Below are 21,316 nucleotides of genomic sequence, written 5' to 3'. Positions count from 1 at the left end.
CAGGCGCTGTGGTGTAATCCCGCGCATGCCGTCACGCTTTCGACATGCCGCGCTCATAGGCAAATACCAGGCCCGGGGCATCCGCGGCGTGCTGGAAGAGATCGCACATTTTCTGGTCCAGCAAGGCCTGGAGGTGTCGCTCGAACGCGAGACCGCACTCAACACCGGCATCTCCGAATTCAACGCGCTGAGCCCGGCCGAAATGGGCAAGCACTGCGACATGGCCATCGTGCTCGGCGGCGACGGCACCATGCTCGGCATCGCCCGCCAGCTCGCCCGCTTCAACCTGCCGATGGTGGGCATCAACCAGGGGCGGCTTGGTTTCATCACCGACATTCCGGTGGGCCAGTTCGCCGAGAACCTGGCGCCCATCATCGCGGGCGACTACGAAGAAGAGCGCCGCACCATGCTCGAGGGCAATGTGTGGCGCGACGACCAGAAGATCTTCGACGGCTTCGCCATGAACGACGTGGTGGTGAGCCGCAGCGCCACCGCCAGCATGATCGAAGTGAAGGTCGACATCGGCTCCGAATTCGTGGCCAATCTGCGGGCCGACGGCGTGATCATCGCGTCGCCCACGGGCTCGACGGCCTATGCGCTCTCGGCCGGCGGGCCGATTCTTCACCCCGGCATCGGCGGCTGGCTGCTGGTGCCGATTGCGCCGCACGATCTGTCGAACCGGCCGATCGTGCTGCCCGACGGGCAAGACATCACCCTCGAGGTGGTGGCCGGCCGAGACGCCAGCGTCAATTTCGACATGCAAAGCCTGGCCAGCCTGCTGCCCGGCGACCGCATCGTGGTGCGGCGCTCGGGGCACCAGGTGCGCTTTCTGCACCCGCAGGGCTGGAGTTATTACGCAACATTGCGCCGTAAATTGCACTGGAATGCAGGAGTGACCTGAATGTTGCGGCGTCTGGCTCTTCGCGATTTTGTGATCGTGACCTCGCTTGAAGTGGAAATGTCCAGCGGCTTCTCGGTGCTGACCGGCGAGACCGGTGCGGGCAAGTCCATCCTGATCGATGCGCTGCAGCTGGCGCTGGGCAGCCGCGGCGACGCGGGCGTGGTGCGCGAAGGCGCGGCACGCGCCGAGATCACGGCCGAGTTCGATTCGCCCGCCAGCTTGTCGTCTTGGCTCGAAGACGCCGGTTTCGAAGCGAGCGACAGCCTGCTGCTGCGCCGCGTGATCGACGCACAGGGCAAGAGCCGGGCATGGGTCAACGGCAGCCCGGCCACCGTGGCGCAGCTGCGTGAAGCGGCCGACCACCTGGTCGACATCCACGGCCAGCACGCATGGCAAAGCCTCACGCGCAGTGCATCGGTGCGCGGCCTGCTCGATGCGTACGCCGGCGTCGACACCGCGCCGCTGACAGCGGTGTGGGCAACGTGGAAGGCCGCCGGCGAAACGCTCGCCAAAGCGCGCTCGCAGCAAGCCGATCTGGAGCGCGAACGCGAGCGGCTGGCGTGGCAGGTGGGCGAAGTCGACAAGCTCGCGCCCGGTGCCGACGAGTGGGAAGAACTCAACGCCGATCACCAGCGCCTGTCGAATGCGCAGTCGCTGATGGATGCGGCACGCACCGCACTCGATGCGGTCAGCGATGCCGACGTGAGCGCCGATGGCCTGGCCGGCCGCGCAGCGGATGCGCTGCAGGACGTGGCGGAGTTCGACACCCGCCTGGCCGAGGTGGCCGCCATTCTGCAAAGCGCGCAGACCCAGTTGCAAGACGCTGCCCACACGTTGAGCAGCTACCTGAACCACACCGACCTGGAACCCGAGCGCCTGCAGGAACTCGACGAGCGCCTGTCGGCGTGGATGAGCCTGTCCAAGCGCTACCGCCGGCCGCCGGCCGAGCTGCCGGCCCTGCTGCAGCAGTGGAAAGCGGAGCTTCGTGCGCTCGATGCAGCGTCTGACCTCGATGGCCTGGAGCGCGCGTTGAAAGATGCGCAGGCGGCCTTCAATACCGAAGCACGCCGCGTCTCCGTCCAGCGCAAAGCGGCGGCGCCCAAGCTTGCGGCGGCCGTCACGCAGGCCATGCAGCAACTGGGCATGTCGGGCGGGCGTTTCGAAGTGGCCTTGACGACGCAAGATGCGCCGCAATCCTTCGGCCTGGAGTCGGCCGAATTCCTGGTCGCAGGCCATGCCGGCAGCACGCCGCGGCCCATGGCCAAGGTGGCCTCGGGCGGTGAGCTGTCGCGCATTGCGCTGGCCATTGCCGTGACCACGAGCCAGCTTTCTCAATCTGGTGAAGCGGCCGGCACGCTGATCTTCGACGAGGTGGACGCCGGCGTTGGGGGCGCCGTGGCCGACACGGTCGGCCGGCTGATGAAGCAACTGGGCCGCGACCGCCAGGTGATGGCGGTGACGCACCTGCCGCAGGTGGCCGCCTGTGCCGATCATCATTTCGTGGTCAGCAAGGCCTTGCGCGACGGCAGCACACGCAGCGACGTGACGCCCGTGAACGGCGAAGCCCGCGTGGCCGAGGTGGCCCGCATGCTGGGTGGCGAGCGCCTGTCGGGCACGACGCTGGCCCATGCGCAGGAGCTGCTGGCCGTGGCGGCCGAGTCCGCCGTGGCAACTCCGACCCGCAACACCCGAAAACGCACATGAACGTGAACCCGGTGAGTGCAGGCGAAGCACCAGTGCCCGTGCCGGCGCCGCATGAAGTGGTGCTCGTGACCGGCATCTCCGGTTCGGGCAAATCGGTCGCGTTGCACGCGCTCGAAGACGCGGGCTTCTTCTGCGTCGACAACCTGCCGCCCGAGCTGCTGCGTGAGTTCTTGCGGCTAGAACACGAGCGGCTGCAGCGGCGCGTGGCGATCGCGGTGGACGTGCGCAGCGCGGGCTCGTTGCCGCACTTGCTACAACTCTTTCAGGAGCTGCTCAGCGAAGGCATCGTCATCCGGTCGATCTTTCTCGATTCGAGCACCGACGCGCTGGTGCGCCGTTTCTCGGAATCGCGGCGCCCTCACCCACTGACCCAGCAGGCGATGACGCGCCCGCCGGCTCGCCGCAGGGACGACGAGGCCTACGATGGCCACCATGCGCTGAACGACGCCATTGAGCTGGAGCGTGAATTGCTCGCGGGTCTGCGTGAGGTATCCACGGTGATCGACACCAGCCAGCTCCGCCCGGCGCAGTTGCGCATATGGATGCGCGACCTGGTGAAGGCCAAGCCGAACGCGCTGACGCTGGTGTTCGAGTCGTTCGCGTTCAAGCACGGCGTGCCGCTGGATGCCGACTTCGTGTTCGACGTGCGCGTGCTGCCCAACCCGCATTACATCCGCGAGCTGCGCGCCCAGACAGGACGCGACGGCGACGTGGTTGCCTACCTGCAGGCCCAGCCCGAGGTGGCTGAAATGATGTCGCAGATCGAGGCCTTCATCGCACGCTGGTTGCCCGCTTTCGAGAACGATCAGCGCAGCTACCTCACGGTGGCGATCGGTTGCACCGGCGGCCAGCACCGATCTGTCTACCTTGTTGAAACGCTTGCGAAGCGCTTTGCCAGCCGCGGCATCACGCTGATTCGCCACCGAGAGCTTGATGCCCGAGACTGATTCGTTGTTGATCCCGCTGTTTCCGCTGCAGGCGGTGCTCTTTCCTGGTGGGCTGCTGAGTCTCAAAGTGTTCGAGGCTCGCTACCTCGACCTCGTCAGCGACTGCCTCCGCGAAAGCAAGCCCTTCGGCGTGGTGTCGCTGCGCCAAGGCGCCGAGCTGCGCAAGCCGGGCGAGACGGTGGTGACCGAAAGCATCGGCACACTGGCCGAGCTGCTGGATGTGGACAGCGCACAGCACGGCATCTTGCAGGTGCGTTGCCGCGGCACGCAGCGCTTCGAGGTGTTGTCGCGCGAGCAGCAGGCCGATGGCCTGTGGCAGGCGCAGGCTCGCCTGCTGCCCGACGACGACGCCATGCTGCCGACCGACAACCTGATCGAGACCGTGCGTGGCCTGGCCAATGCCATCGCCACGCTGAAGCAGCAAGGCTCCGAACCTTTCTTGAAGCCGTTCCTGTTCGACAACTCGGGCTGGGTGGCCAACCGCTGGTGCGAGATCCTGCCGATCTCGGGAGCAGCCAAGCAGAAGCTGATGGAGCTGCCCGACCCGCAGGTGCGGCTTCAGCTGGTCGACGAGTTCCTGCGCACCAAGGGCGTCGTCAAGTAGACCGCAGCAAGAGCTTGCGCAGCGGCGCGGGCAGACCCATTGCCATCGCTTCTTCGAGCGTGAACCAGCCGCCTGAGGGCAGGCTCGCGGTGATGTCGGCGATCTGTTTTTTCGGCGTGCTGGTGGGCACATCCCAACGCAGCGGGTGGAGCGTCCAGTCGAGGTGAGTCAGCACGTGAGTAAAGCTGGGCAGCGCGGTAGCCACGCCCGGCCAAGCGGTGATGGCTTGCTCCAGCGCATCGGGTGAGTCGAACTCTGGCAGGCTCCAGAGGCCCGCCCATACGCCGCTGTCGGGCCGCTGGCACAGCCAGAGCTTGTCGCCCCATGCGAGCCACAGCCAGGCGTTGTTGCGCGCGCCGCGCTTGAGCTTGCGCGTCTTGACCGGAAAACTCTCTTGCGTGCCCGCCTGCCGCGCCGCGCAGTTGGCCTGCACGGGGCACAGCAGGCATAGCGGTGCGCGCGCCAGGCACACGGTGGCACCGAGGTCCATCAAGCCCTGGGTGTAAGCCTCGATCTGCTCGTGCGGCAGCAACTCGGTGGCCTGTTCCCACAGCTCGCGCTCGTGGCGCGCGACGGCCAGGTCGCCGTCGAACGCGAGAAAGCGCGTCAGCACCCGCTTCACGTTGCCATCGAGAATCGCCACGCGCTCGCCGAAGCAGAAAGCCGCGATCGCCGCGGCAGTCGAGCGGCCGATGCCGGGCAGCGTCTGCAGCACCGCGCTGCTGCGCGGAAATGCCCCGCCGTGTTCGGCCACGACCGCCTTGGCGCAGGCGTGCAGGTTGCGGGCTCGGCTGTAATAGCCAAGGCCGCTCCACAGACCCATCACCTCGTCTTGCGACGCGGCGGCCAGTGCCTTCACATCAGGGAATCGCTGCAGAAAGCGCTCGTAGTAAGCGAGCACCGTGGCCACCTGCGTCTGCTGCAGCATGATTTCTGACAGCCACACGCGGTAGGGGTCGGTGGTGCGCTGCCATGGCAGGCTGTGGCGGCCATGCTCACGCTGCCACGCGATCAGTGGCGTGGCGAATGAATCCGTCTTTGAACGGCTCAGGCGCGGACGGCGTAAAGGACGCCGGGCGCTGTGGCAGGCGACTCGACCGGCGGGTCGAGCCGCGACTGCTCCTTGATGCGAACGGCAAGCTCGGTGCTGCGCGCGTGCAACTGCTGCAGCTGCTCGTCTTGCGCTTCGAGCTCGGCGATGCGCTGCTCCAGATCGCCTGAAGCACTCTGGATTCGCTCCAGCGCTTCGCGGCGGCGACGGAAGCCGCGGCGCCGCTCGCGCAGCTGCGAGTCGACCTGGGCAGAAGCCATCTTGTTCCACAGCTCCATCTCGCTGCTGGCGTTCTCGAACACCACGCGCAGCTTGGAGACCAGCATGCGACGGAACTGTTCCATGAATTTGGGCTGTGACAAGCGCAAAGCCTGCGTGAGGCCGAGGTACTGGACGTAGTTGCGCTGGATCAGCGAAAGCTCGCGCGCAAAGCGCTCGAGGTCAGGCGTCTTGGTCACCGCGAGGCTGAAACCGAACTCGGCATTGAGCTTCGCGAACGACGCGTTCAGCATGTCGTGGATCTCGCCGGCGCGCACTTGCGACGCTTCGAGCAACTCGCGCAGGCGGGCGCACAGCGCGAGGAACGCCTTTTTCGCGCCGAGGTTCAGCAGCGAGGCGTTCATCGCCGTCTGCATCTCGTTGACCTCTTCACGCAGGCGGTCGCTCGTCAGGTCGACGAGCGCGTTCTTCAGCATGCGGCTGTGAACCATGCGCATGGCTTGCAAGCGCGCAGTGCACTGCTCGAACTCTGCTGTTTCGGCATCGACGCGTTCGAGCATCAGGCGCGTCTTGGCGCTGCTCTTGCCGCGCAAGCCGCGCAACTCGAGCATCTGCTCGGCCGTCTGGCGGCGGCGGTCGCCCAGGCGGCGGGCGACTTGGGATTCCATGCGCTGGGTAGCTTCGGCCACCATCTGCTGGAGCACATCGCGGCGCTGCGGCAGCAGCTGGGCACCGAGCGCAGCCTCGAGTGCCGGCAACCGGCTCTCGGCCAGCGCAGACTTGTCGCCGTCGATTCGCGCCGCTAGTGCTTGGCGGGCGGACAGCGGGAAGATGCGTGCGGGCGCGGTGTCGAGCGTGCGGGCCGTCGCCTGGCGTTGCTGTTCGATCTGGTCGCGCACCTGCTCTGCGGTCGCGAGCGGGTCGACCAAGGCGTCGATCTTGTTGAGCACCACGAAACTGGTGTCTGACGGCGAGCCGAGGTGGTCGCGCCAGATCGCCATGTCGGACTTGGTGACGCCGGTGTCGGCACCCAGGATGAACACCATCGCGTGCGCAGACGGAATCAGGCTCAGCGTGAGCTCAGGTTCGGCGCCGATGGCGTTGAGCCCCGGCGTGTCCAGCACCACCAGGCCTTGCTTCAGCAAGGGGTGCGGGTAGTTGATCATGGCGTGGCGCCAGGCCGGCACTTCGACGCGGCCATCGTCGTCGGTGGGCGGGTTGTCGTCAGGCTGGTCGTCGTTCCAGAAGCCCAGGGCCTTGGCTTCGTCGACGCTGACCCACTGGGTGCGCATGACTTCAAGCAAGGCTTCGGACAGCTTGTCGGGCGAGCTGATGTCGAGCGGGAGATGCGTCCAAGCCTTGGGTTGGCCGCGCAGTTCGGTGAGCGACAGGCCTTCGAGCCGCGTGGAAATGGGCAGCAGGGCAAGCGCCGGTTCTTCACCGGCCTCAAACCCGAGTTCGACCGGGCACATGGTCGTGCGGCCGGGCGTGGCGGGCAGAACGCGACGCCCAGTGTCGGAAAAGAAGATCGCGTTGATCAGCTCGGACTTGCCGCGTGAGAACTCTGCCACGAATGCGACGATGAGTTTTTCGCCTGACAAACGGCGGCGCAGGGTGTCCAGCGATTCGTGGGCGGCGGGGTCGGCGACGTCGTGTTCGCTGAGGAAGCGGCTGTACTCGTCAATGCGCTGCCCGAGCGTCGTGCGCCACTGGGACAGTTCGTCAAGACTGCTTGCGAAAGAAGAAGCCATGTGAGAGATCGCGGCCCAGCAAATAAGCGTTAGCCATGGTAGCGCAAGGTGCATTTGCCGCAGGGCAGCAGAAACATCTGGTCACCCAAGCGGGTCGCCGTTCGTGCGGTATTTGGCTAATCGAAAGAGGCGAAAAGAGTCGTTTCAGCGCCGCTGGCAAGTGGGGCAGAAGAAAGTCGAACGCTGCCCCTGGACGATGCGACGAATGGGCGTTGCACAGACGTGGCAGGGCTCACCTTCGCGGCCATAGACCTGGGCCTGGAGCTGGAACTCGCCGGCCATGCCGTGGGCGTCCCGGAAGTCGCGCAGCGTGGAGCCACCCAGTGCCAGCGCACGCGCCAGCGTCTCGCGCACCGCGATGGCCAGGCGCTCGGCGCGCGGCCGGCTGATCTTGTCGCTGCGCATCCGCGGGTCGATGCCGGCTGCGAACAGCGCTTCGCAGGCGTAGATGTTGCCGGCGCCCACGACGATGTCGCCCGACAGCAGCGCCAGCTTCACCGCGACGCGTCGCCGCTGCAAGGCGGCGTGCAGGTACGTGCCGCTGAACGTGGCATCGAAAGGCTCCACGCCCAGGCCGGCAAGCAGCTTGCTCGCCATGCCCTCGGTCTGGCTGGTCGACCACACCACAGCGCCGAAGCGGCGTGGGTCGGTCAGGCGCAAGGTGCCGTGGGTGGTGCCAAGGTCGAAGTGATCGTGGTTGCCGAGGGGAGCGCTGTCTTCGTTGAAGGCGAGCGAGCCTGACATGCCCAGGTGCAGCAACAAGCCGCCCTGGGACAAAGGCAACCAAAGGTACTTGCCCCGCCGCGTTGCATCACCTACGGTTTGGTTCAGCAGGCTGTCAGGCTCGCAACCCAACGGCCAGCGCAAGGGCTTGCCCAGGCGTACAGCAGTGACTTTGGCGCCAGAAATGCGATGGGCAAAACTCTGGCGCGTGACTTCAACTTCGGGAAGTTCTGGCATTTTGGGAATTATCGCGGCGGGCCCGGGTCGCAGTAGCTGACTAGAATCTTTTGCAGCCCTCAGGAGCACCCATGCACCCCCTTCCCTTGTTCCCCCGCGCCGCCGTGGCCCTGGCCTGCGCGCTGGTGTTGATGCATGGCGCCCATGCCCAGACCGACCTGGCAAAAGCAGAGTCCGTCGCCCCGGTCGAGAACTCTTCGCTCGACGCACCGCTGTTCTATCAGCTGATCATTGGCGAAATGGAGCTGCGCTCCGGCGAGGCTGGCACCGCCTACCAGGTGCTGCTGGACGCAGCCCGCAAGACGCGTGACGAATCGCTGTTCCGCCGTGCCACCGAGGTGGCGCTGCAAGAGCGTGCAGGCGATCAGGCGTTGGCTGCCACACAGGCGTGGCGTTCAGCGTTGCCTGAATCGCTGGACGCCGTGCGTTATCAGCTGCAACTGCTGATCGCGCTGAACCGCCCGGCTGACACGGTCGAACCTGTCCGCACCTTGATCAAGCTCACGCCAGCACTTGAGCGGCCGGGCGTGATCGCCACGCTGCCGCGCCTCTTCGACCGTGGCACCGACAAGACGCAGTCGGCAAAGCGCCTGGAGCAGGTGCTGCAGCCTTCGCTGGCCGCGCCCGAAACGCGCGTCGCCGCGCAAGTGGCCATGGGCCGCGCCTGGCTTTCCGCGGGCGACACCGCGCAGGCGCTCAGCCTCGCCAAGACAGCGCATGCGCAAGATCCCGCCGCCGAAGCCCCCGCCCTGCTGGCGCTCGAGCTGATGGCGACCACGCCAGCGGCCGAAGAGATCGTGACGGACCACCTTCAAGCCAAACCGACGAGCACGCCGATCCGCATGGTCTATTCGCGCGTGTTGAGCAGCTCCCAGCGCTATGCCGATGCGGTGCCGCAACTCGAGGCCGTCTTGCGCGCCGACAACCCACCGGCCGCCGCCTGGCTGACCTTGGGCGCGCTGCATCTGGAACTCAAGCACCCGGCTGAAGCCACCACGGTGCTGAACCAGTACCTGGCGCGCGTGCAGGCCGGCACGGTCGCACCCGCGGTGCCTGAAGAAGACGACGACAACGACCCGTCCACGCCGGACCTCGGCAGCACGCAGGCGTATCTGCTGCTGTCGCAAGCGGCCGAACAACAGAAAGACTTTGCCGGTGCCGAAGCTTGGTTGGCAAAGGTGAACAACCCGCAGCGCGCGCTCGACGTTCAGGCCCGCCGCGCTTCGCTGCTCGCCAAACAGGGCAAGCTGAAAGAAGCTCGCGAGCTGATTCGCCGCACACCTGAAAAGACGGCCGAAGATTCGCGCGCCAAGCTGCTCGCCGAAGCGCAGCTGCTGCGCGACGCCAAGCAATGGAGCGAGGCCAACACGGTGCTGGCCTCGGCCAACCAGAAGTTCCCGGACGACGCCGACCTGCTCTACGAGCAATCGATGATGGCCGAGAAGCTCAACCGCATGGACGAGATGGAGCGCTTGTTGCGCAAGGTGATTGAGCTCAAGCCCGACCACCACCACGCCTACAACGCGCTGGGATATTCGCTGGCCGAACGCAACCAGCGCCTGCCCGAAGCGCTGGGCCTGATCAAGAAAGCACTCGATTTGGCGCCCGGCGAGCCTTTCATCACCGACAGCCTCGGTTGGGTCGAATACCGCATGGGCAACCGCGACGAAGCGTTGCGGTTGCTGCAGCAAGCCTACAAGTCGCGGCCCGATGTCGAGATCGGCGCGCACCTGGGCGAAGTGCTGTGGATGAGCGGCCAGCGCGACGAAGCCCGCCGCGTGCTGCGCGACGCCCGCAACAAGGACAACGCCAACGACGTGCTGAAAGAAACGCTGGCGCGCCTGCGGGTGGATTTGTGACGCGTGCGGCGKCCGCGTGGCTGCTCGCTGCCAGTCTGCTGAGCGGCTGCGCTTCAGTGGGACAGCGTGCGCCCGCGGGCGCGGAGACGATCTCCGGCAAGCTCTCGGTAAGGGTCGACGCCAGCAGCGAAGCGCCAGCGCGCAGCGAGAGCGGCAACTTCGAGTTGAAGGGTACGGCCGACAACGGCCAGCTCAACTTGTCATCGCCATTGGGCACAGTGCTTGCCCAGGCACGCTGGTCGGGTCGCCGCGCTTGGCTGACCACATCGCAAGGCGAAACGGCCTACCCCGACTTGGACGCCCTGACCGAGGAGATGCTGGGCGAACGCCTGCCGGTCGCCGCACTGTTTGACTGGCTCCGAGGTCGTCCGTGGACCGGAGCGCCAAGCCAGGCTCGAACAGCCACGGCCGGGCCTGGATTCCAGCAATTGGGCTGGTCGGTTGACCTGGCCCGCTTCGGCGAAGGCTGGATCGTGGCCCAGCGCGCCCAGACACCCATCGTTACCGTGCGCGCCCGCGTCGACGCTCCCTGAACATGGCCCTGACCGCCCTGTACGACGTGGCCGCGCCGGCCAAGATCAATCTTTTCCTGCATGTGCTGGGTCGTCGTGCGGACGGTTATCACCTTCTGCAGTCGGCCTTTGTGTTGATCGATTGGGCGGACACGCTGCATTTCGAGCGGCGCAGCGACGGCTGGCTCGCTCGCCACGACCTCGGCGCGGCGCTGCCTGCCGACGATTTGTGCCTGCGTGCAGCAAAGGCGCTTCAGGCCGAATCAGGAACCCTGCTTGGCGCTGATATTTCCATCGACAAGCGGGTGCCCTGGGGTGCTGGCATGGGGGGTGGGAGTTCTGACGCCGCGAGCACGCTGCTGGCCCTGAATCGTCTGTGGGACCTGAACTGGCCCGTGGCTCGCCTCATGGCGCTGGGGCTAAAACTGGGCGCCGACGTGCCGTTTTTCCTGGGTGGGCACAACGCGTGGGTGGAAGGCATTGGCGAGCAATTGACGCCGATCACGCTGCCCAGCCAATGGCTGGCTGTCGTCAAACCGCCAACGGCCATCGAAACCCGTGCCATTTTTACCAGCCCGCTCTTGGTCAGAAATACCGATGCTGTTATAGTTGAAGGCTTCCTTGCAGGGGCTGGCATTGATGCTTTGGTAGGGGGTTTCGGCCGCAACGATCTGCAGCCACCCGCCGAGCATGAACGTTCTGAAGTGGCGCAGGCCACTCAGCTGCTCAGGGCTCGTTTCGGCAACAGCCGCATGACGGGTTCAGGCAGTGCAGTGTTTGCAAGGGCTGGCACACTCGCAGAACCCGAGGCGACGCTTCCGGTGGATCTTCCGCCGGGCTGGGTGGGGCGGATGTGCCGCAGTCTGGACCATCATCCCTTGCTGGGTTGGTGCTCAGACTGAGCGAAGAGCAGGTTTCAGGTGGGCTGCGCGAGCAGTCAACCGGTGTAGGGGAGTCGCCAAGTTGGTTAAGGCATCGGATTTTGATTCCGACATGCGAAGGTTCGAATCCTTCTTCCCCTGCCAAATTTCTCTTGATTCCCGGTGCCTCGGGTCACACCAGAAGGCACACCGGGGCTGATGTAAAAAGGGTGCGCTGTGCCCCAAGGATGCGCCCCATGAGCCTCGACGGAGGGAATGTGCTTTTCAATACCGTTCTGTTCACCGGGAATGCCAACCCAGCGCTTGCGCAGGAGATGGCCGTTAATCTCGGCATCGAACTCGGCAAGGCCAAGGTCGGCCGCTTCTCGGACGGTGAAGTCGACGTCGAGATCCAGCAGAACGTTCGCGCCCGCGACATCTTCATCGTTCAGCCCACCTGCGCGCCGACGAATGAGAATCTGATGGAGCTGTGCATCATGGTGGATGCGCTGAAGCGCGCTTCGGCCCGCCGCGTCACGGCCGTGATCCCCTACTTCGGCTACGCGCGCCAAGACCGCCGCCCGCGCTCGACCCGTGTGCCCATCAGCGCCAAGGTCGTGGCCAACATGCTGGAAGCGGTGGGCGTTGAGCGCCTGCTGACCATGGACTTGCACGCTGACCAGATCCAGGGCTTCTTCAACATCCCGGTCGACAACATCTACGCCTCGCCGGTGCTGCTGTCTGACCTGCAAAGCAAGCGTTACCAAGACCTCGTGGTCGTGTCGCCGGATGTCGGCGGCGTGGTGCGCGCTCGCGCGCTGGCCAAGCAACTCGGCTGCGACCTCGCCATCATCGACAAGCGCCGCCCCAAAGCCAACGTGTCAGAAGTGATGCACGTCATCGGCGAGATCGACGGCCGCAACTGCGTGATCATGGACGACATGATCGACACCGCCGGCACGCTGGTGAAGGCTGCCGAGGTGCTGAAGGAGCGCGGCGCCAAGAACGTCTACGCCTATTGCACCCATGCGGTGTTTTCCGGCCCGGCAATCGAGCGCATCAAGGCCTCGGCACTCGACGAAGTCGTGATCACCAACACCATCCCGCTGAGCGAGGATGGCAAGAAATGTTCGAAGGTGCGCCAACTGTCGGTGGCCTTCCTGTTTGCCGAAACCATCCGTCGCATTTCCGACGGCGAATCGGTGACGTCCCTGTTCGCGGAGCAGAACAACAACTTCTGATTCGTAACAAGCGGCGCACTGGTGTGTGCCGTTCCGCCAGGTCGCAAGACCTTTCTTTGACGCCTGGTCGCGGGCGTCAAATCCATTTTTGGAGAACACCATGAAATTCGTCGCTTACGAGCGCACAAAGCAGGGGACCGGAGCGAGCCGCCGCCTGCGCCTGGCCGACAAAGTGCCCGGTATCGTGTACGGTGCAGGTACGCCTGCCATGATCGAACTCGATCACAACGCCCTCTTCCACGCACTGAAGAAGGAAGCTTTTCACTCGACCATTCTCGACATGGAACTGAGTGGCAAGACGGAACAAGTGCTGCTGCGTGACTACCAGCTCCACCCCTTCCGCCAGATCGTGCTGCACATCGACTTCCAACGCGTCGATGCCACCACCAAGATCACGAAGAAAGTGCCTTTGCACTTCATCAACGAAGAAACCTCGCCGGCCGTGAAGACGGACTCGTGCTTGGTGAACCACGTCGTCACCGAACTGCGCATTCAGTGCCTGGCCTCCAAGCTGCCTGAATTCCTGACGGTCGACCTGGCCAACCTGACCAAGGGCCAGGCCCTGCACGTGAGCGACTTGAAGCTGGCCGACGGCATCACCGTCGTGACCCAGGGCAAGCCGAACCCGGTGATTGTCTCGACCTCGGTGCAAGCCGCCGAAGAAGAAGTGGTCGCCGCACCCGTGGCGGTTGCCGCTCCTGCGGGCAAGGCCCGCAAGGTCGAAAAGATCAACAACAAGAAGTAATCCTTCTTCGGAAGGTCTTCAAGCCCCGCCTAGGTGGGGCTTTTTTTCGTCCCTATCTGTCACGTCTCCCACCTCGGTGGGGCTGCCTGGATGCCTGCCCACCGGGATAATCCGCGAGATCATGATTCGACTGCTTGTTGGCCTCGGCAACCCCGGGCCCGAATACGAAGCCACGAACCACAACGCCGGGTTCTGGTGGATCGATGCCGTGGCGCGGCAACTCAAGACCTCGCTCACGCCCGAGCGCAGCTACTTCGGGCTGGTGGCCCGTCTCAACGCGGCGTCGCCGGGACGCGACGGGCCGCTGTGGCTGCTCGAGCCGCAGACGTACATGAACCTCTCCGGAAAATCGGTGGCGGCGCTGGCGCGCTTCTTCAAGATCGCCCCCGAAGAGATCCTGGTCGCGCACGACGAGCTCGACCTCATGCCGGGCCAGGTGAAGATCAAGCGCGGCGGAGGCCATGCAGGGCACAACGGCTTGCGCGATATCCATGCCCAACTCGGCACGCCCGATTACTGGCGGCTGCGCCTGGGCATCGGCCACCCTGGCGTCAAGGCCGAGGTGGTGGACTACGTGCTGCGCAAACCCACGCCGGCACACCGCGAGGCCATCCACGACTCCATCGCGAAGACGTTGCCCGCGCTAGACCTCATCCTGGCCGGCGAGATGGAGCGCGCGATGATGAAGATCAACGCCAAGCCACCTCGCCCGAAGCCGCCGAGGCCTGAAGGGCTACCTGCGGAGCCGAAACCGTGAAAGCACTCGTCCTGATGATGGGCCTTCTCTGCATCGGCAGCAGCCTGCAAGCCCAAACGGTCTACCGCTGCGGGCCTGATGGCCGGGTCTACTCGCAATCACCCTGCCCGCAAGGCCGTGCGGTGGATGTCAGCGACGAACGCAGCGCCACTCAACGCGCTGCCGCTCAAGCCCGGGCTCGCGACGACCAGGTGCGCAGCGACGCACTCGAGCAGGAACGGCTGGACCGTGAAGCTGGCAAGCCCGCTGCGCCGGGAAAGATCGGTGGCAAGGCGGCGCCTGYCACAGAGCCGGTCGCTTCAAAATCCAAGGCCAAGGCGTCGAAAAAGAAGAAGCCGAAAACCGAGCAAGCCAGCGATGATTTCAAGGCCATCGCGCCCGCGCCGGCCAAGAAAGCCAAGAGTCGTTCCTAAGCGGCTGCCTGCAGGCGCCGGTACTTCTCCCACAGTGTCTCTTTCGACTCCACGTGCTGTGGATCAACCGGAATGCAGCTCACCGGGCACACCTGCACGCACTGCGGCTCATCGAAATGGCCCACGCACTCGGTGCACTTGTCAGGGTTGATCTCGTAGATCTGCACACCCAGAGAGATGGCCTGATTCGGGCACTCGGGCTCGCAGACATCGCAGTTGATGCATTCGTCGGTGATCAGCAGCGCCACAGGATCTCCATCCACCTCAGTCGCCCGCTGTCGCTGCGACACGCGATTGCAGGCGCTTCAGGACCGAAGGTGACACAAACTTGGAAACATCACCCTTCAAGGTGGCAATCTCGCGCACGAAGGTGCCCGAAACGAACTGGAACTGATCGCTGGGCGTGAGGAACACGGTCTCCACCTTGGGCATCAGCGTGCGGTTCATGCCGGCCATCTGGAACTCGTACTCGAAGTCGCTGACGGCGCGCAGGCCGCGCACCACGACCTTGCCGCCATGGCTCATGACGAAATCGCTGAGCAGGCCGTCGAAGGCAATCACTTCCACATTGGGGTGCTTGACTGCAAGTTCCTGTGCGATCTCCAGGCGCTCGGCGAGCGAGAACATCGTGCGCTTGTGATGGCCAGTTGCTACCGCAAGAATCAGCCGCTCGAACAGGCGGCTCGCGCGGCGCATCAGGTCTTCGTGGCCGAGCGTCATCGGATCGAAGGTGCCAGGGTAGACGGCGGTGAGGCGGGTCACGGAGGTCAAAGGGCTTCCTTCAGCGGCACGGGGTTGAGGGCAGTTTAGCCGGGCTCAGCCCGCTGGATCAGGTGGAAGTGCACGGCCCCAGCCCGCCCATGGCGATGCAAGCGCAAACCGAGTTCGGCCAGCAAAGGGTCGTCGACAAAGGATCGACTCGCTTCCAGGTAGATGACCCCGCTCGGCACGACGACGCGCACAGCCGCTCTCAACGCCGGCACGAACAGATCGGCGTCGAAGGGCGGATCGATGAACACCAGATCGAAGCGGTCGGGCGCGCTGCGCGCCATCCAGGCCAAGGCGTCGGCGGCTTCGACGCGCACGGTCTCGGCGGCCTTCAATCGTTCTTGTACGGCACGCAACCCACGAACCAGTTTCGAGTCGCGTTCGATCAGCGTGACTTCGGCCGCGCCGCGCGATGCCGCTTCGAAGCCCAGCGCACCGCTGCCGGCAAACGCATCGAGGCAACGCCAGCCATCGAGGTCCTGCCCCAGCCAGTTGAAGAGCGTTTCGCGAACGCGATCCGGCGTAGGGCGCAGACCCGGCGCATCGGCCACCGGCAACTTGCTGCGCTTCCACTGACCGCCAATGATGCGCAGCTCATGCGAGGCCCCGCGGGCAGCTGGTTTGGATGCGGCCCGGCGCTCGGCCCGCGGCTGAGATGTCATTGCCGGATCGGAATGCCGCGGCTCGCCATCAAGGCCTTGGCTTCGCCCACCGTGTGTTCGCCGTAGTGGAAGATGCTGGCGGCCAGCACGGCATCGGCACCGCCTTGCTGGATGCCTTCGACCAGATGCTCGAGGTTGCCGACGCCACCTGACGCGATCACCGGGATGTCGACCGCATCGCTGACCGCGCGCGTGAGCGGCAGGTTGAAGCCGATCTTCGTGCCGTCGCGGTCCATGCTGGTCAGCAGGATCTCGCCCGCACCGTACTCGGCCATCTGCCTGGCCCACGCGACCGCGTCGATGCCGGTGTTCTTGCGCCCGCCATGGGTGTAAACGTCCCAGCCCGAGCCATCGGCGCGGCCCTTCGCGTCGATGGCGACGACGATGCATTGCGCGCCATATTTCTGCGACGCATCGCGGATCACCTGGGGGTTGGCCACGGCGGCCGAATTGAAGCTGACCTTGTCCGCACCCGCATTCAACAAGCGCCGCACGTCTTCGACGGTGCGCACGCCACCGCCCACCGTCAGCGGAATGAATACCTGAGACGCCACCGCCTCGATGATCGGCAAGATGAGGTCGCGGCCATCGCTGGTGGCGGTGATGTCGAGGAAAGTGAGTTCGTCGGCACCCTGCTCGTTGTAGCGGGCGGCAATCTCCACCGGGTCACCGGCATCGCGCAGTTCGACGAAGTTGACGCCCTTGACGACCCGCCCGCCGGTCACGTCGAGGCAGGGAATGATGCGTTTGGCGAGCATGCAGGCTTTCGGACGCTACGCGGCGCCGTTGAGTTCATCGGCGCGCGTCTGCGCCAATGCGAAGTCGAGTGCACCGGTGTAGATAGCCCTGCCGCAGATCACGCCTTCGATGCCCTCGCCTTCGACGGCGCAGAGTTTTTCGATGTCAGCGATGTTCGACAACCCGCCCGAGGCAAACACCGGAATGCTGAGCGCCTGCGCCAGCTTCACCGTGGCCTCGATGTTGATGCCGGTGAGCATGCCGTCGCGGCCGATGTCGGTGTAGATCACGCCTTCGACTCCGTAGTCCTCGAACTTCTTGGCCAGGTCGATCACTTCGTGGCCGGTCAGCTTGCTCCAGCCATCGGTCGCGACCTTGCCGTCCTTGGCGTCGAGGCCCACGATGATGTGGCCACCGAACGCGCTGCAGGCATCCTTCAGGAAGCCCGGGCTCTTCACCGCGGCCGTGCCGACGATGATGAAGCTGAGGCCGTCGTCGAGGTAGCGCTCGATGGTGTCGAGGTCGCGGATGCCACCACCCAGCTGCACCGGAATCTCGTCGCCCACCTCGGCGAGGATGGCCTTGATCGCCACCTCGTTCACCGGCTTGCCGGCAAAGGCGCCGTTGAGGTCGACCAGGTGCAGGCGCCGCGCGCCGGCATCGACCCATCGTCTGGCCATTGCGGCCGGGTCGTCACCGAAGGTGGTGGAGTCGGCCATGTCGCCCTGTTTCAGGCGCACGCACTGGCCATCTTTCAGGTCAATTGCAGGGATCAGCAGCATGGCCGAGTCAGATGTGTTGGAAGATGAGGAAGGGGGAATGCCCGAGATGACGCAAGAGATGACGCAGTAGACGGCGCATCAACGCAAAGGTGCGGTCAGGGTTTCCAGTAGAGGAAGTTGCGGTAGAGCGCGAGCCCGTGCTCGGCGCTCTTCTCGGGGTGGAACTGTGTGGCGAAAATGTTATCTCGTGCCAGCGCGCAGGTAAAGCGGGTGCCGTAGTCCGTTTCGCCCACGCTGTGGCGCGGGTCGGACGGCCGCGCATAAAAACTGTGCACGAAATAGAAGTACGCGGAGTCGGGCACGCCCTCCCAAAGCGGATGGGGGCGCGCCTGGACCACCTGGTTCCAGCCCATCTGCGGCACCTTGAAGCGGCTGCCATCGGGCTGCAATTGGCCTTGCAGCTGGAAACGAATCACTTCGCCCGGGATGAGGCCGAGCCCGTCAGCGGGGCCTTCTTCGCTGCGCGTCAGTAGCATCTGCATGCCGATGCACACGCCCATCAGAGGCTTGCGAGCCGCAGCATCGAGCACCGCCTCTTGCAGGCCGGACTGTTGCAGTTCCCGCATGCAATCAGGTAAGGCGCCCTGGCCGGGCAGCACGACACGCTCTGCCGCATACACCTCATCGGGCCGCGAGGTAACGACCACGTCGACCCCGCTGCCCCGAGCCACATGCATCACGGCTTGCGAAACGGAACGCAGATTGCCACTTCCGTAATCGACGACGGCCACGGTCCTGGTCATGTCAGCCCCTCGCCCGATGAATACATCAAGCGATCCCCCGAGGGGATACTCGCTTGCTTGGGGCGGCCCAGCGCGGCGCTCATGTCAAAGACTGCCTTTGGTCGAAGGAATAACGCCAGATGCCCGTGGATCGATCTCTAGCGCCATGCGCAGTGCCCGCGCGAAGGCCTTGAAGATCGTCTCGCACTGGTGATGCGCGTTGTCGCCTTCGAGGTTGTCGATATGCAGCGTCACGCCGGCGTGGTTCGAGAAGCCCTGGAAGAATTCGTAGACGAGTTGCGTGTCGAGCGCACCGATCATGCCGCTCTTGAAATCGACACGCATGTGCAGCCCCGGCCGGCCCGAGAAGTCGATCACCACGCGCGACAGCGCTTCATCGAGCGGCACATAGGCGTGGCCGTAGCGGCGCAGCCCCTTCTTGTCGCCCACCGCCTGCGCCATCGCCTGGCCGAGCGTGATGCCAACGTCTTCGACTGTGTGGTGGCCGTCGATATGCAAGTCACCCTGGGCATCGATCTCCAGGTCGATCAGGCCGTGGCGTGCGATCTGGTCGAGCATGTGGTCGAAGAAACCGATGCCGGTCGCGAGCTTGGCCACGCCGGTGCCATCGAGGTTGATGGCCACACGGATCTTCGTCTCATTGGTGTTGCGGGTGACGTCGCCCTTGCGGTCGGTCATGACAGGCTCTCTTTCAGCGCTCGAATCATCAGGTCGTTTTCTTCCGGCGTGCCCACGGTCAGGCGCAGGCAGTTTGCCAGCAGCGGGTGCAGCTTGGACACGTTCTTCACCAGCACGCGGCGCTGCTTCAGTGCTTCGAACAACGCAGCGGAGTCCGGCACACGGGTGAGGACCATGTTGGCCTCGCTGGGGAAAGGCGTCACACCCGGCATCGCCTTCAATGCCGCGATGAGCCGCGTGCGCTCGCTGCGCAGCACGGCGGCCTGGCGCGCAAACTCGTCGGCATGCTCCAGCGCAAACAGCGCCGCTTCGGCGTTGAGCACGCTCACGTTGTAGGGTGGGCGCACCTTGTCGATCTCGGCCACCAGCGCCTTCGGGCCGAGCAGGTAGCCCAGGCGCACGCCAGCCAGGCCGAACTTGCTGAGCGTGCGCATGATGAGCACCTTGTCATGGCCGGTGACGCGGTCCATGTAGCTGCGCGATGCGAAAGGCTGGTAGGCCTCGTCGAACACCACCAGGCCCGGCGCGGCCGAGATGATCTTCTCGATCACCGCATCGTCGAACAGGTTCGCCGTCGGGTTGTTGGGGTACGCGATGTAGACGATGGCCGGCTGGTGCTCGACGATGGCGGCGAGCATCGCGGCCTCGTCCAACTCGAAATCGGCCGTCAACGGCACACCGACGAACTGCACACCCTGCAAGCGCGCCGACATGTCGTACATCACGAAGCCCGGCACAGGAGCCAGCACCTTGGCTCCAGGCACGTCGCAGGCCATGCTCAGCAGCGTGATGATCTCGTCGGACCCATTGCCGAGGATCAGGTCGTAGCCTTCCGGTAAGTTGACGTAGCGGGCCAGCGCGGCTCGCAGGTCGTCGATGCGCGCACCCGGGTAGCGGTTGATCGCCACGTTGGCCAGCCGCTTGCCCAGCTCGTGTCGCAAGGCCTCGGGCAGCGGGAACGGGTTCTCCATCGCATCCAGCTTGACCATGCCGGCGCTGGGCTGGATGGCGTAGCCGTGCATGGACTGAACGTCCTGGCGGATGTAGCGGGCGATGAGCGGGGAGAGTGACATGTCGGCCTTCGAACAAATCAGCGCTTGAGCCGCATCTCTGCCGCGCGCGCATGCGCCTGCAGGCCTTCGCCGTACGCCAGCTCGGCAGCGATCACGCCCAGCTTCTGCGCACCCTCTTCGCTCACCTCGATGAGGCTGCTGCGCTTCTGGAAGTCGTACACACCCAGCGGCGACGAGAAACGCGCCGTGCCCGAGGTTGGCAGCACATGGTTCGGCCCGGCGCAGTAGTCGCCCAGGCTCTCGCTGGTGAAGGCGCCAAGGAAGATGGCGCCGGCGTGCTTCAAAAGCGGCTCCCAGCGGTGCGCGTCTTTCGAACTCACCTCCAGGTGCTCGGGTGCAATGCGGTTGCTGATGGCGCAAGCCTCTTCCATCGAACGCGTGTGGATCAGTGCACCGCGGCCTTCGAGCGAGGCGCGGATCACGTCACGTCGCGGCATGTCGGCCAGCAAGCGGTCGATGGCGGCCTTCACCTCGGCGATGTAGCCGGCATCGGGGCACAGCAGGATGCTCTGCGCCAACTCGTCGTGTTCGGCCTGGCTGAACAGGTCCATCGCGACCCAGTCGGCGGGTGTGGTCCCATCAGCGAGCACAAGAATTTCGCTGGGGCCGGCAATCATGTCGATGCCGACTTTGCCGAACACGCGCCGCTTGGCACTGGCCACATACGCATTACCCGGGCCGGTGATCTTGTCGACCGCCGGCACGGTGGCCGTGCCATACGCCAGTGCGGCCACGGCTTGCGCGCCGCCGAGCGTGAACGCGCGGTCCACGCCCGCGATGGCGGCAGCGGCCAGCACCATCGCATTGCGCTCGCCCTTGGGCGTAGGCACGACCATGATGATCTCGCCCACGCCGGCCACCTTGGCCGGTACGGCATTCATCAGCACACTGGACGGGTAGGCGGCCTTGCCACCGGGAACGTAAATGCCCACGCGATCGAGCGGCGTGACCTTCTGGCCCAGCAGGGTTCCATCTGCATCGCGGTAGCTCCACGAGCGGCCGCAGGCGTCGAGCTGGCGCTGGTGGTAGTCGCGCACCCGCTCGGCGGCGGCTTCGAGCGCCTGGCGCTGAGCCGGCGTGATGGCGGAGAGCGCCGCCTGCAGCTCGGCCTGCGTGATCTCCAGGGCGGCAACCGAGTCAGCCGCCAGGCCGTCGAAGCGCTGCGTGTACTCCAGTACGGCCGCGTCGCCACGCGCGCGCACGTCTTCGAGGATCGCAGCCACGCGCTCTTCGATCGCATGGTCGGTCTCGGCCGACCAGTGCAGTACGCGCTGGAACTCGGCTTCGAAATCGGCGGCGGTCGTTGCGAGCTGACGGATGTTGACGGTCATGGCATCACGGCACTGGG

General features: G+C 65.2%; 23 protein-coding genes and 1 tRNA gene. 12 read left to right on the top strand and 12 right to left on the bottom strand.

What is annotated here, in order from left to right:
- The first annotated feature begins 25 nt into the window (after positions 1–25).
- Genes AC1DYS_RS20425 through AC1DYS_RS20410 form a run of 4 tightly spaced genes read left to right on the top strand, consistent with a single transcriptional unit; the run spans position 26 to position 4,156 of the window.
- Positions 26–901 carry an NAD kinase gene (locus AC1DYS_RS20425; RefSeq protein ID WP_047488301.1) on the top strand — a complete coding sequence of 292 codons (876 nt, stop codon included), beginning with the start codon at positions 26–28 and terminating at the stop codon, positions 899–901.
- A complete protein-coding gene (gene recN, locus AC1DYS_RS20420) occupies positions 902–2,605 on the top strand; it encodes a DNA repair protein RecN (RefSeq protein WP_477902498.1) in 1,704 nt (567 codons plus the stop codon).
- Entirely contained in the window at positions 2,602–3,552 is a 951-nt protein-coding gene (gene rapZ / locus AC1DYS_RS20415; RefSeq protein WP_477902496.1) for an RNase adapter RapZ, read from the top strand. Before recN ends, rapZ begins: the two co-directional genes overlap by 4 nt.
- Complete coding sequence (locus AC1DYS_RS20410; RefSeq protein WP_477902494.1) at positions 3,539–4,156, top strand: LON peptidase substrate-binding domain-containing protein; 618 nt, start codon at positions 3,539–3,541, stop codon at positions 4,154–4,156. Before rapZ ends, AC1DYS_RS20410 begins: the two co-directional genes overlap by 14 nt.
- Here AC1DYS_RS20410 and mutY read toward each other — a convergent pair.
- The 3 genes from mutY to mutM all read right to left on the bottom strand — a co-directional run bounded on the left by mutY (position 4,149) and on the right by mutM (position 8,137).
- On the bottom strand, positions 4,149–5,207 hold the full coding sequence (gene mutY, locus AC1DYS_RS20405) for an A/G-specific adenine glycosylase (RefSeq protein ID WP_477902704.1): 1,059 nt from the start codon (positions 5,205–5,207) through the stop codon (positions 4,149–4,151). The two genes, AC1DYS_RS20410 and mutY, sit on opposite strands and share 8 nt — an antisense overlap.
- A complete protein-coding gene (locus tag AC1DYS_RS20400) occupies positions 5,204–7,177 on the bottom strand; it encodes a dynamin family protein (RefSeq protein WP_477902492.1) in 1,974 nt (657 codons plus the stop codon). The genes mutY and AC1DYS_RS20400 overlap by 4 nt, the downstream gene beginning before the upstream one ends.
- Before the next feature lie 144 nt (positions 7,178–7,321).
- A complete protein-coding gene (gene mutM, locus AC1DYS_RS20395; protein WP_477902490.1) occupies positions 7,322–8,137 on the bottom strand; it encodes a bifunctional DNA-formamidopyrimidine glycosylase/DNA-(apurinic or apyrimidinic site) lyase in 816 nt (271 codons plus the stop codon).
- Between the two features lie 71 nt (positions 8,138–8,208).
- Here mutM and AC1DYS_RS20390 point away from each other — a divergent pair, with 71 nt between their 5' ends.
- The 8 genes from AC1DYS_RS20390 to AC1DYS_RS20355 all read left to right on the top strand — a co-directional run bounded on the left by AC1DYS_RS20390 (position 8,209) and on the right by AC1DYS_RS20355 (position 14,524).
- Complete coding sequence (locus AC1DYS_RS20390; protein WP_477902488.1) at positions 8,209–9,996, top strand: tetratricopeptide repeat protein; 1,788 nt, start codon at positions 8,209–8,211, stop codon at positions 9,994–9,996.
- A gap of 56 nt (positions 9,997–10,052) precedes the next feature.
- Positions 10,053–10,529 (top strand): outer membrane lipoprotein LolB, encoded by a 477-nt coding sequence (locus AC1DYS_RS20385; protein WP_477902486.1) that lies wholly within the window; start codon positions 10,053–10,055, stop codon positions 10,527–10,529.
- A gap of 2 nt (positions 10,530–10,531) precedes the next feature.
- On the top strand, positions 10,532–11,410 hold the full coding sequence (ispE, locus tag AC1DYS_RS20380; RefSeq protein WP_477902484.1) for a 4-(cytidine 5'-diphospho)-2-C-methyl-D-erythritol kinase: 879 nt from the start codon (positions 10,532–10,534) through the stop codon (positions 11,408–11,410).
- A gap of 46 nt (positions 11,411–11,456) precedes the next feature.
- Positions 11,457–11,533, top strand: a tRNA-Gln gene (locus tag AC1DYS_RS20375).
- A 92-nt stretch (positions 11,534–11,625) separates the two neighbouring features.
- Positions 11,626–12,609 (top strand): ribose-phosphate pyrophosphokinase, encoded by a 984-nt coding sequence (locus AC1DYS_RS20370; protein ID WP_052197489.1) that lies wholly within the window; start codon positions 11,626–11,628, stop codon positions 12,607–12,609.
- 100 nt (positions 12,610–12,709) lie between these two features.
- The gene (locus tag AC1DYS_RS20365) at positions 12,710–13,354 is read left to right on the top strand and encodes a 50S ribosomal protein L25/general stress protein Ctc (protein ID WP_477902482.1); all 645 of its coding nucleotides are present in this window, start codon (positions 12,710–12,712) and stop codon (positions 13,352–13,354) included.
- Positions 13,355–13,475: 121 nt separating this feature from the next.
- The gene (pth, locus tag AC1DYS_RS20360) at positions 13,476–14,111 is read left to right on the top strand and encodes an aminoacyl-tRNA hydrolase (protein ID WP_477902480.1); all 636 of its coding nucleotides are present in this window, start codon (positions 13,476–13,478) and stop codon (positions 14,109–14,111) included.
- Positions 14,108–14,524 carry a DUF4124 domain-containing protein gene (locus AC1DYS_RS20355; protein WP_477902478.1) on the top strand — a complete coding sequence of 139 codons (417 nt, stop codon included), beginning with the start codon at positions 14,108–14,110 and terminating at the stop codon, positions 14,522–14,524. Before pth ends, AC1DYS_RS20355 begins: the two co-directional genes overlap by 4 nt.
- Here the strand turns inward: AC1DYS_RS20355 and AC1DYS_RS20350 are convergent.
- The 9 genes from AC1DYS_RS20350 to hisD form a co-directional block, all read right to left on the bottom strand.
- Positions 14,521–14,772, bottom strand: a complete 252-nt coding sequence (locus AC1DYS_RS20350) for a YfhL family 4Fe-4S dicluster ferredoxin (protein ID WP_477902476.1) — start codon at positions 14,770–14,772, stop codon at positions 14,521–14,523. The two genes, AC1DYS_RS20355 and AC1DYS_RS20350, sit on opposite strands and share 4 nt — an antisense overlap.
- Positions 14,773–14,788: 16 nt before the next feature.
- Positions 14,789–15,295, bottom strand: a complete 507-nt coding sequence (gene coaD / locus AC1DYS_RS20345; RefSeq protein WP_477902474.1) for a pantetheine-phosphate adenylyltransferase — start codon at positions 15,293–15,295, stop codon at positions 14,789–14,791.
- 35 nt (positions 15,296–15,330) lie between these two features.
- On the bottom strand, positions 15,331–15,954 hold the full coding sequence (gene rsmD, locus AC1DYS_RS20340) for a 16S rRNA (guanine(966)-N(2))-methyltransferase RsmD (RefSeq protein WP_477902472.1): 624 nt from the start codon (positions 15,952–15,954) through the stop codon (positions 15,331–15,333).
- On the bottom strand, positions 15,951–16,712 hold the full coding sequence (gene hisF / locus AC1DYS_RS20335; RefSeq protein ID WP_477902470.1) for an imidazole glycerol phosphate synthase subunit HisF: 762 nt from the start codon (positions 16,710–16,712) through the stop codon (positions 15,951–15,953). The genes rsmD and hisF overlap by 4 nt, the downstream gene beginning before the upstream one ends.
- A 15-nt stretch (positions 16,713–16,727) precedes the next feature.
- Complete coding sequence (gene hisA / locus AC1DYS_RS20330) at positions 16,728–17,474, bottom strand: 1-(5-phosphoribosyl)-5-[(5-phosphoribosylamino)methylideneamino]imidazole-4-carboxamide isomerase (RefSeq protein WP_477902468.1); 747 nt, start codon at positions 17,472–17,474, stop codon at positions 16,728–16,730.
- Positions 17,475–17,569: 95 nt separating this feature from the next.
- Positions 17,570–18,217, bottom strand: coding sequence for an imidazole glycerol phosphate synthase subunit HisH (gene hisH / locus AC1DYS_RS20325; RefSeq protein WP_477902466.1), 648 nt, complete (start codon positions 18,215–18,217; stop codon positions 17,570–17,572).
- 84 nt (positions 18,218–18,301) lie between these two features.
- A complete protein-coding gene (gene hisB, locus AC1DYS_RS20320; RefSeq protein WP_477902464.1) occupies positions 18,302–18,895 on the bottom strand; it encodes an imidazoleglycerol-phosphate dehydratase HisB in 594 nt (197 codons plus the stop codon).
- Positions 18,892–19,968 (bottom strand): histidinol-phosphate transaminase, encoded by a 1,077-nt coding sequence (gene hisC, locus AC1DYS_RS20315; protein ID WP_477902462.1) that lies wholly within the window; start codon positions 19,966–19,968, stop codon positions 18,892–18,894. The genes hisB and hisC overlap by 4 nt, the downstream gene beginning before the upstream one ends.
- A gap of 17 nt (positions 19,969–19,985) precedes the next feature.
- Positions 19,986–21,299, bottom strand: coding sequence for a histidinol dehydrogenase (gene hisD / locus AC1DYS_RS20310; RefSeq protein ID WP_477902460.1), 1,314 nt, complete (start codon positions 21,297–21,299; stop codon positions 19,986–19,988).
- Positions 21,300–21,316: the final 17 nt, after the last annotated feature.

The sequence above is a fragment of the Rhizobacter sp. P2_G4 genome (assembly GCF_056403575.1).
The sequence above is the reverse complement of the archived record's forward strand: the minus strand, read 5'-3'. Positions and strand labels throughout refer to the sequence as shown.

Excerpts from the sequence above, each read along its gene's own strand:
- AC1DYS_RS20425 (WP_047488301.1), top strand. The coding sequence starts at position 26 with ATGCCGTCACGCTTTCGACATGCCGCGCTCATAGGCAAATACCAGGCC.
- recN (WP_477902498.1), top strand. The coding sequence starts at position 902 with ATGTTGCGGCGTCTGGCTCTTCGCGATTTTGTGATCGTGACCTCGCTT.
- rapZ (WP_477902496.1), top strand. The coding sequence starts at position 2,602 with ATGAACGTGAACCCGGTGAGTGCAGGCGAAGCACCAGTGCCCGTGCCG.
- AC1DYS_RS20410 (WP_477902494.1), top strand. The coding sequence starts at position 3,539 with ATGCCCGAGACTGATTCGTTGTTGATCCCGCTGTTTCCGCTGCAGGCG.
- AC1DYS_RS20400 (WP_477902492.1), bottom strand. The coding sequence starts at position 7,177 with ATGGCTTCTTCTTTCGCAAGCAGTCTTGACGAACTGTCCCAGTGGCGC.
- mutM (WP_477902490.1), bottom strand. The coding sequence starts at position 8,137 with ATGCCAGAACTTCCCGAAGTTGAAGTCACGCGCCAGAGTTTTGCCCAT.
- AC1DYS_RS20390 (WP_477902488.1), top strand. The coding sequence starts at position 8,209 with ATGCACCCCCTTCCCTTGTTCCCCCGCGCCGCCGTGGCCCTGGCCTGC.
- ispE (WP_477902484.1), top strand. The coding sequence starts at position 10,532 with ATGGCCCTGACCGCCCTGTACGACGTGGCCGCGCCGGCCAAGATCAAT.
- AC1DYS_RS20370 (WP_052197489.1), top strand. The coding sequence starts at position 11,626 with ATGAGCCTCGACGGAGGGAATGTGCTTTTCAATACCGTTCTGTTCACC.
- AC1DYS_RS20365 (WP_477902482.1), top strand. The coding sequence starts at position 12,710 with ATGAAATTCGTCGCTTACGAGCGCACAAAGCAGGGGACCGGAGCGAGC.
- pth (WP_477902480.1), top strand. The coding sequence starts at position 13,476 with ATGATTCGACTGCTTGTTGGCCTCGGCAACCCCGGGCCCGAATACGAA.
- rsmD (WP_477902472.1), bottom strand. The coding sequence starts at position 15,954 with ATGACATCTCAGCCGCGGGCCGAGCGCCGGGCCGCATCCAAACCAGCT.
- hisF (WP_477902470.1), bottom strand. The coding sequence starts at position 16,712 with ATGCTCGCCAAACGCATCATTCCCTGCCTCGACGTGACCGGCGGGCGG.
- hisA (WP_477902468.1), bottom strand. The coding sequence starts at position 17,474 with ATGCTGCTGATCCCTGCAATTGACCTGAAAGATGGCCAGTGCGTGCGC.
- hisH (WP_477902466.1), bottom strand. The coding sequence starts at position 18,217 with ATGACCAGGACCGTGGCCGTCGTCGATTACGGAAGTGGCAATCTGCGT.
- hisB (WP_477902464.1), bottom strand. The coding sequence starts at position 18,895 with ATGACCGACCGCAAGGGCGACGTCACCCGCAACACCAATGAGACGAAG.
- hisC (WP_477902462.1), bottom strand. The coding sequence starts at position 19,968 with ATGTCACTCTCCCCGCTCATCGCCCGCTACATCCGCCAGGACGTTCAG.
- hisD (WP_477902460.1), bottom strand. The coding sequence starts at position 21,299 with ATGACCGTCAACATCCGTCAGCTCGCAACGACCGCCGCCGATTTCGAA.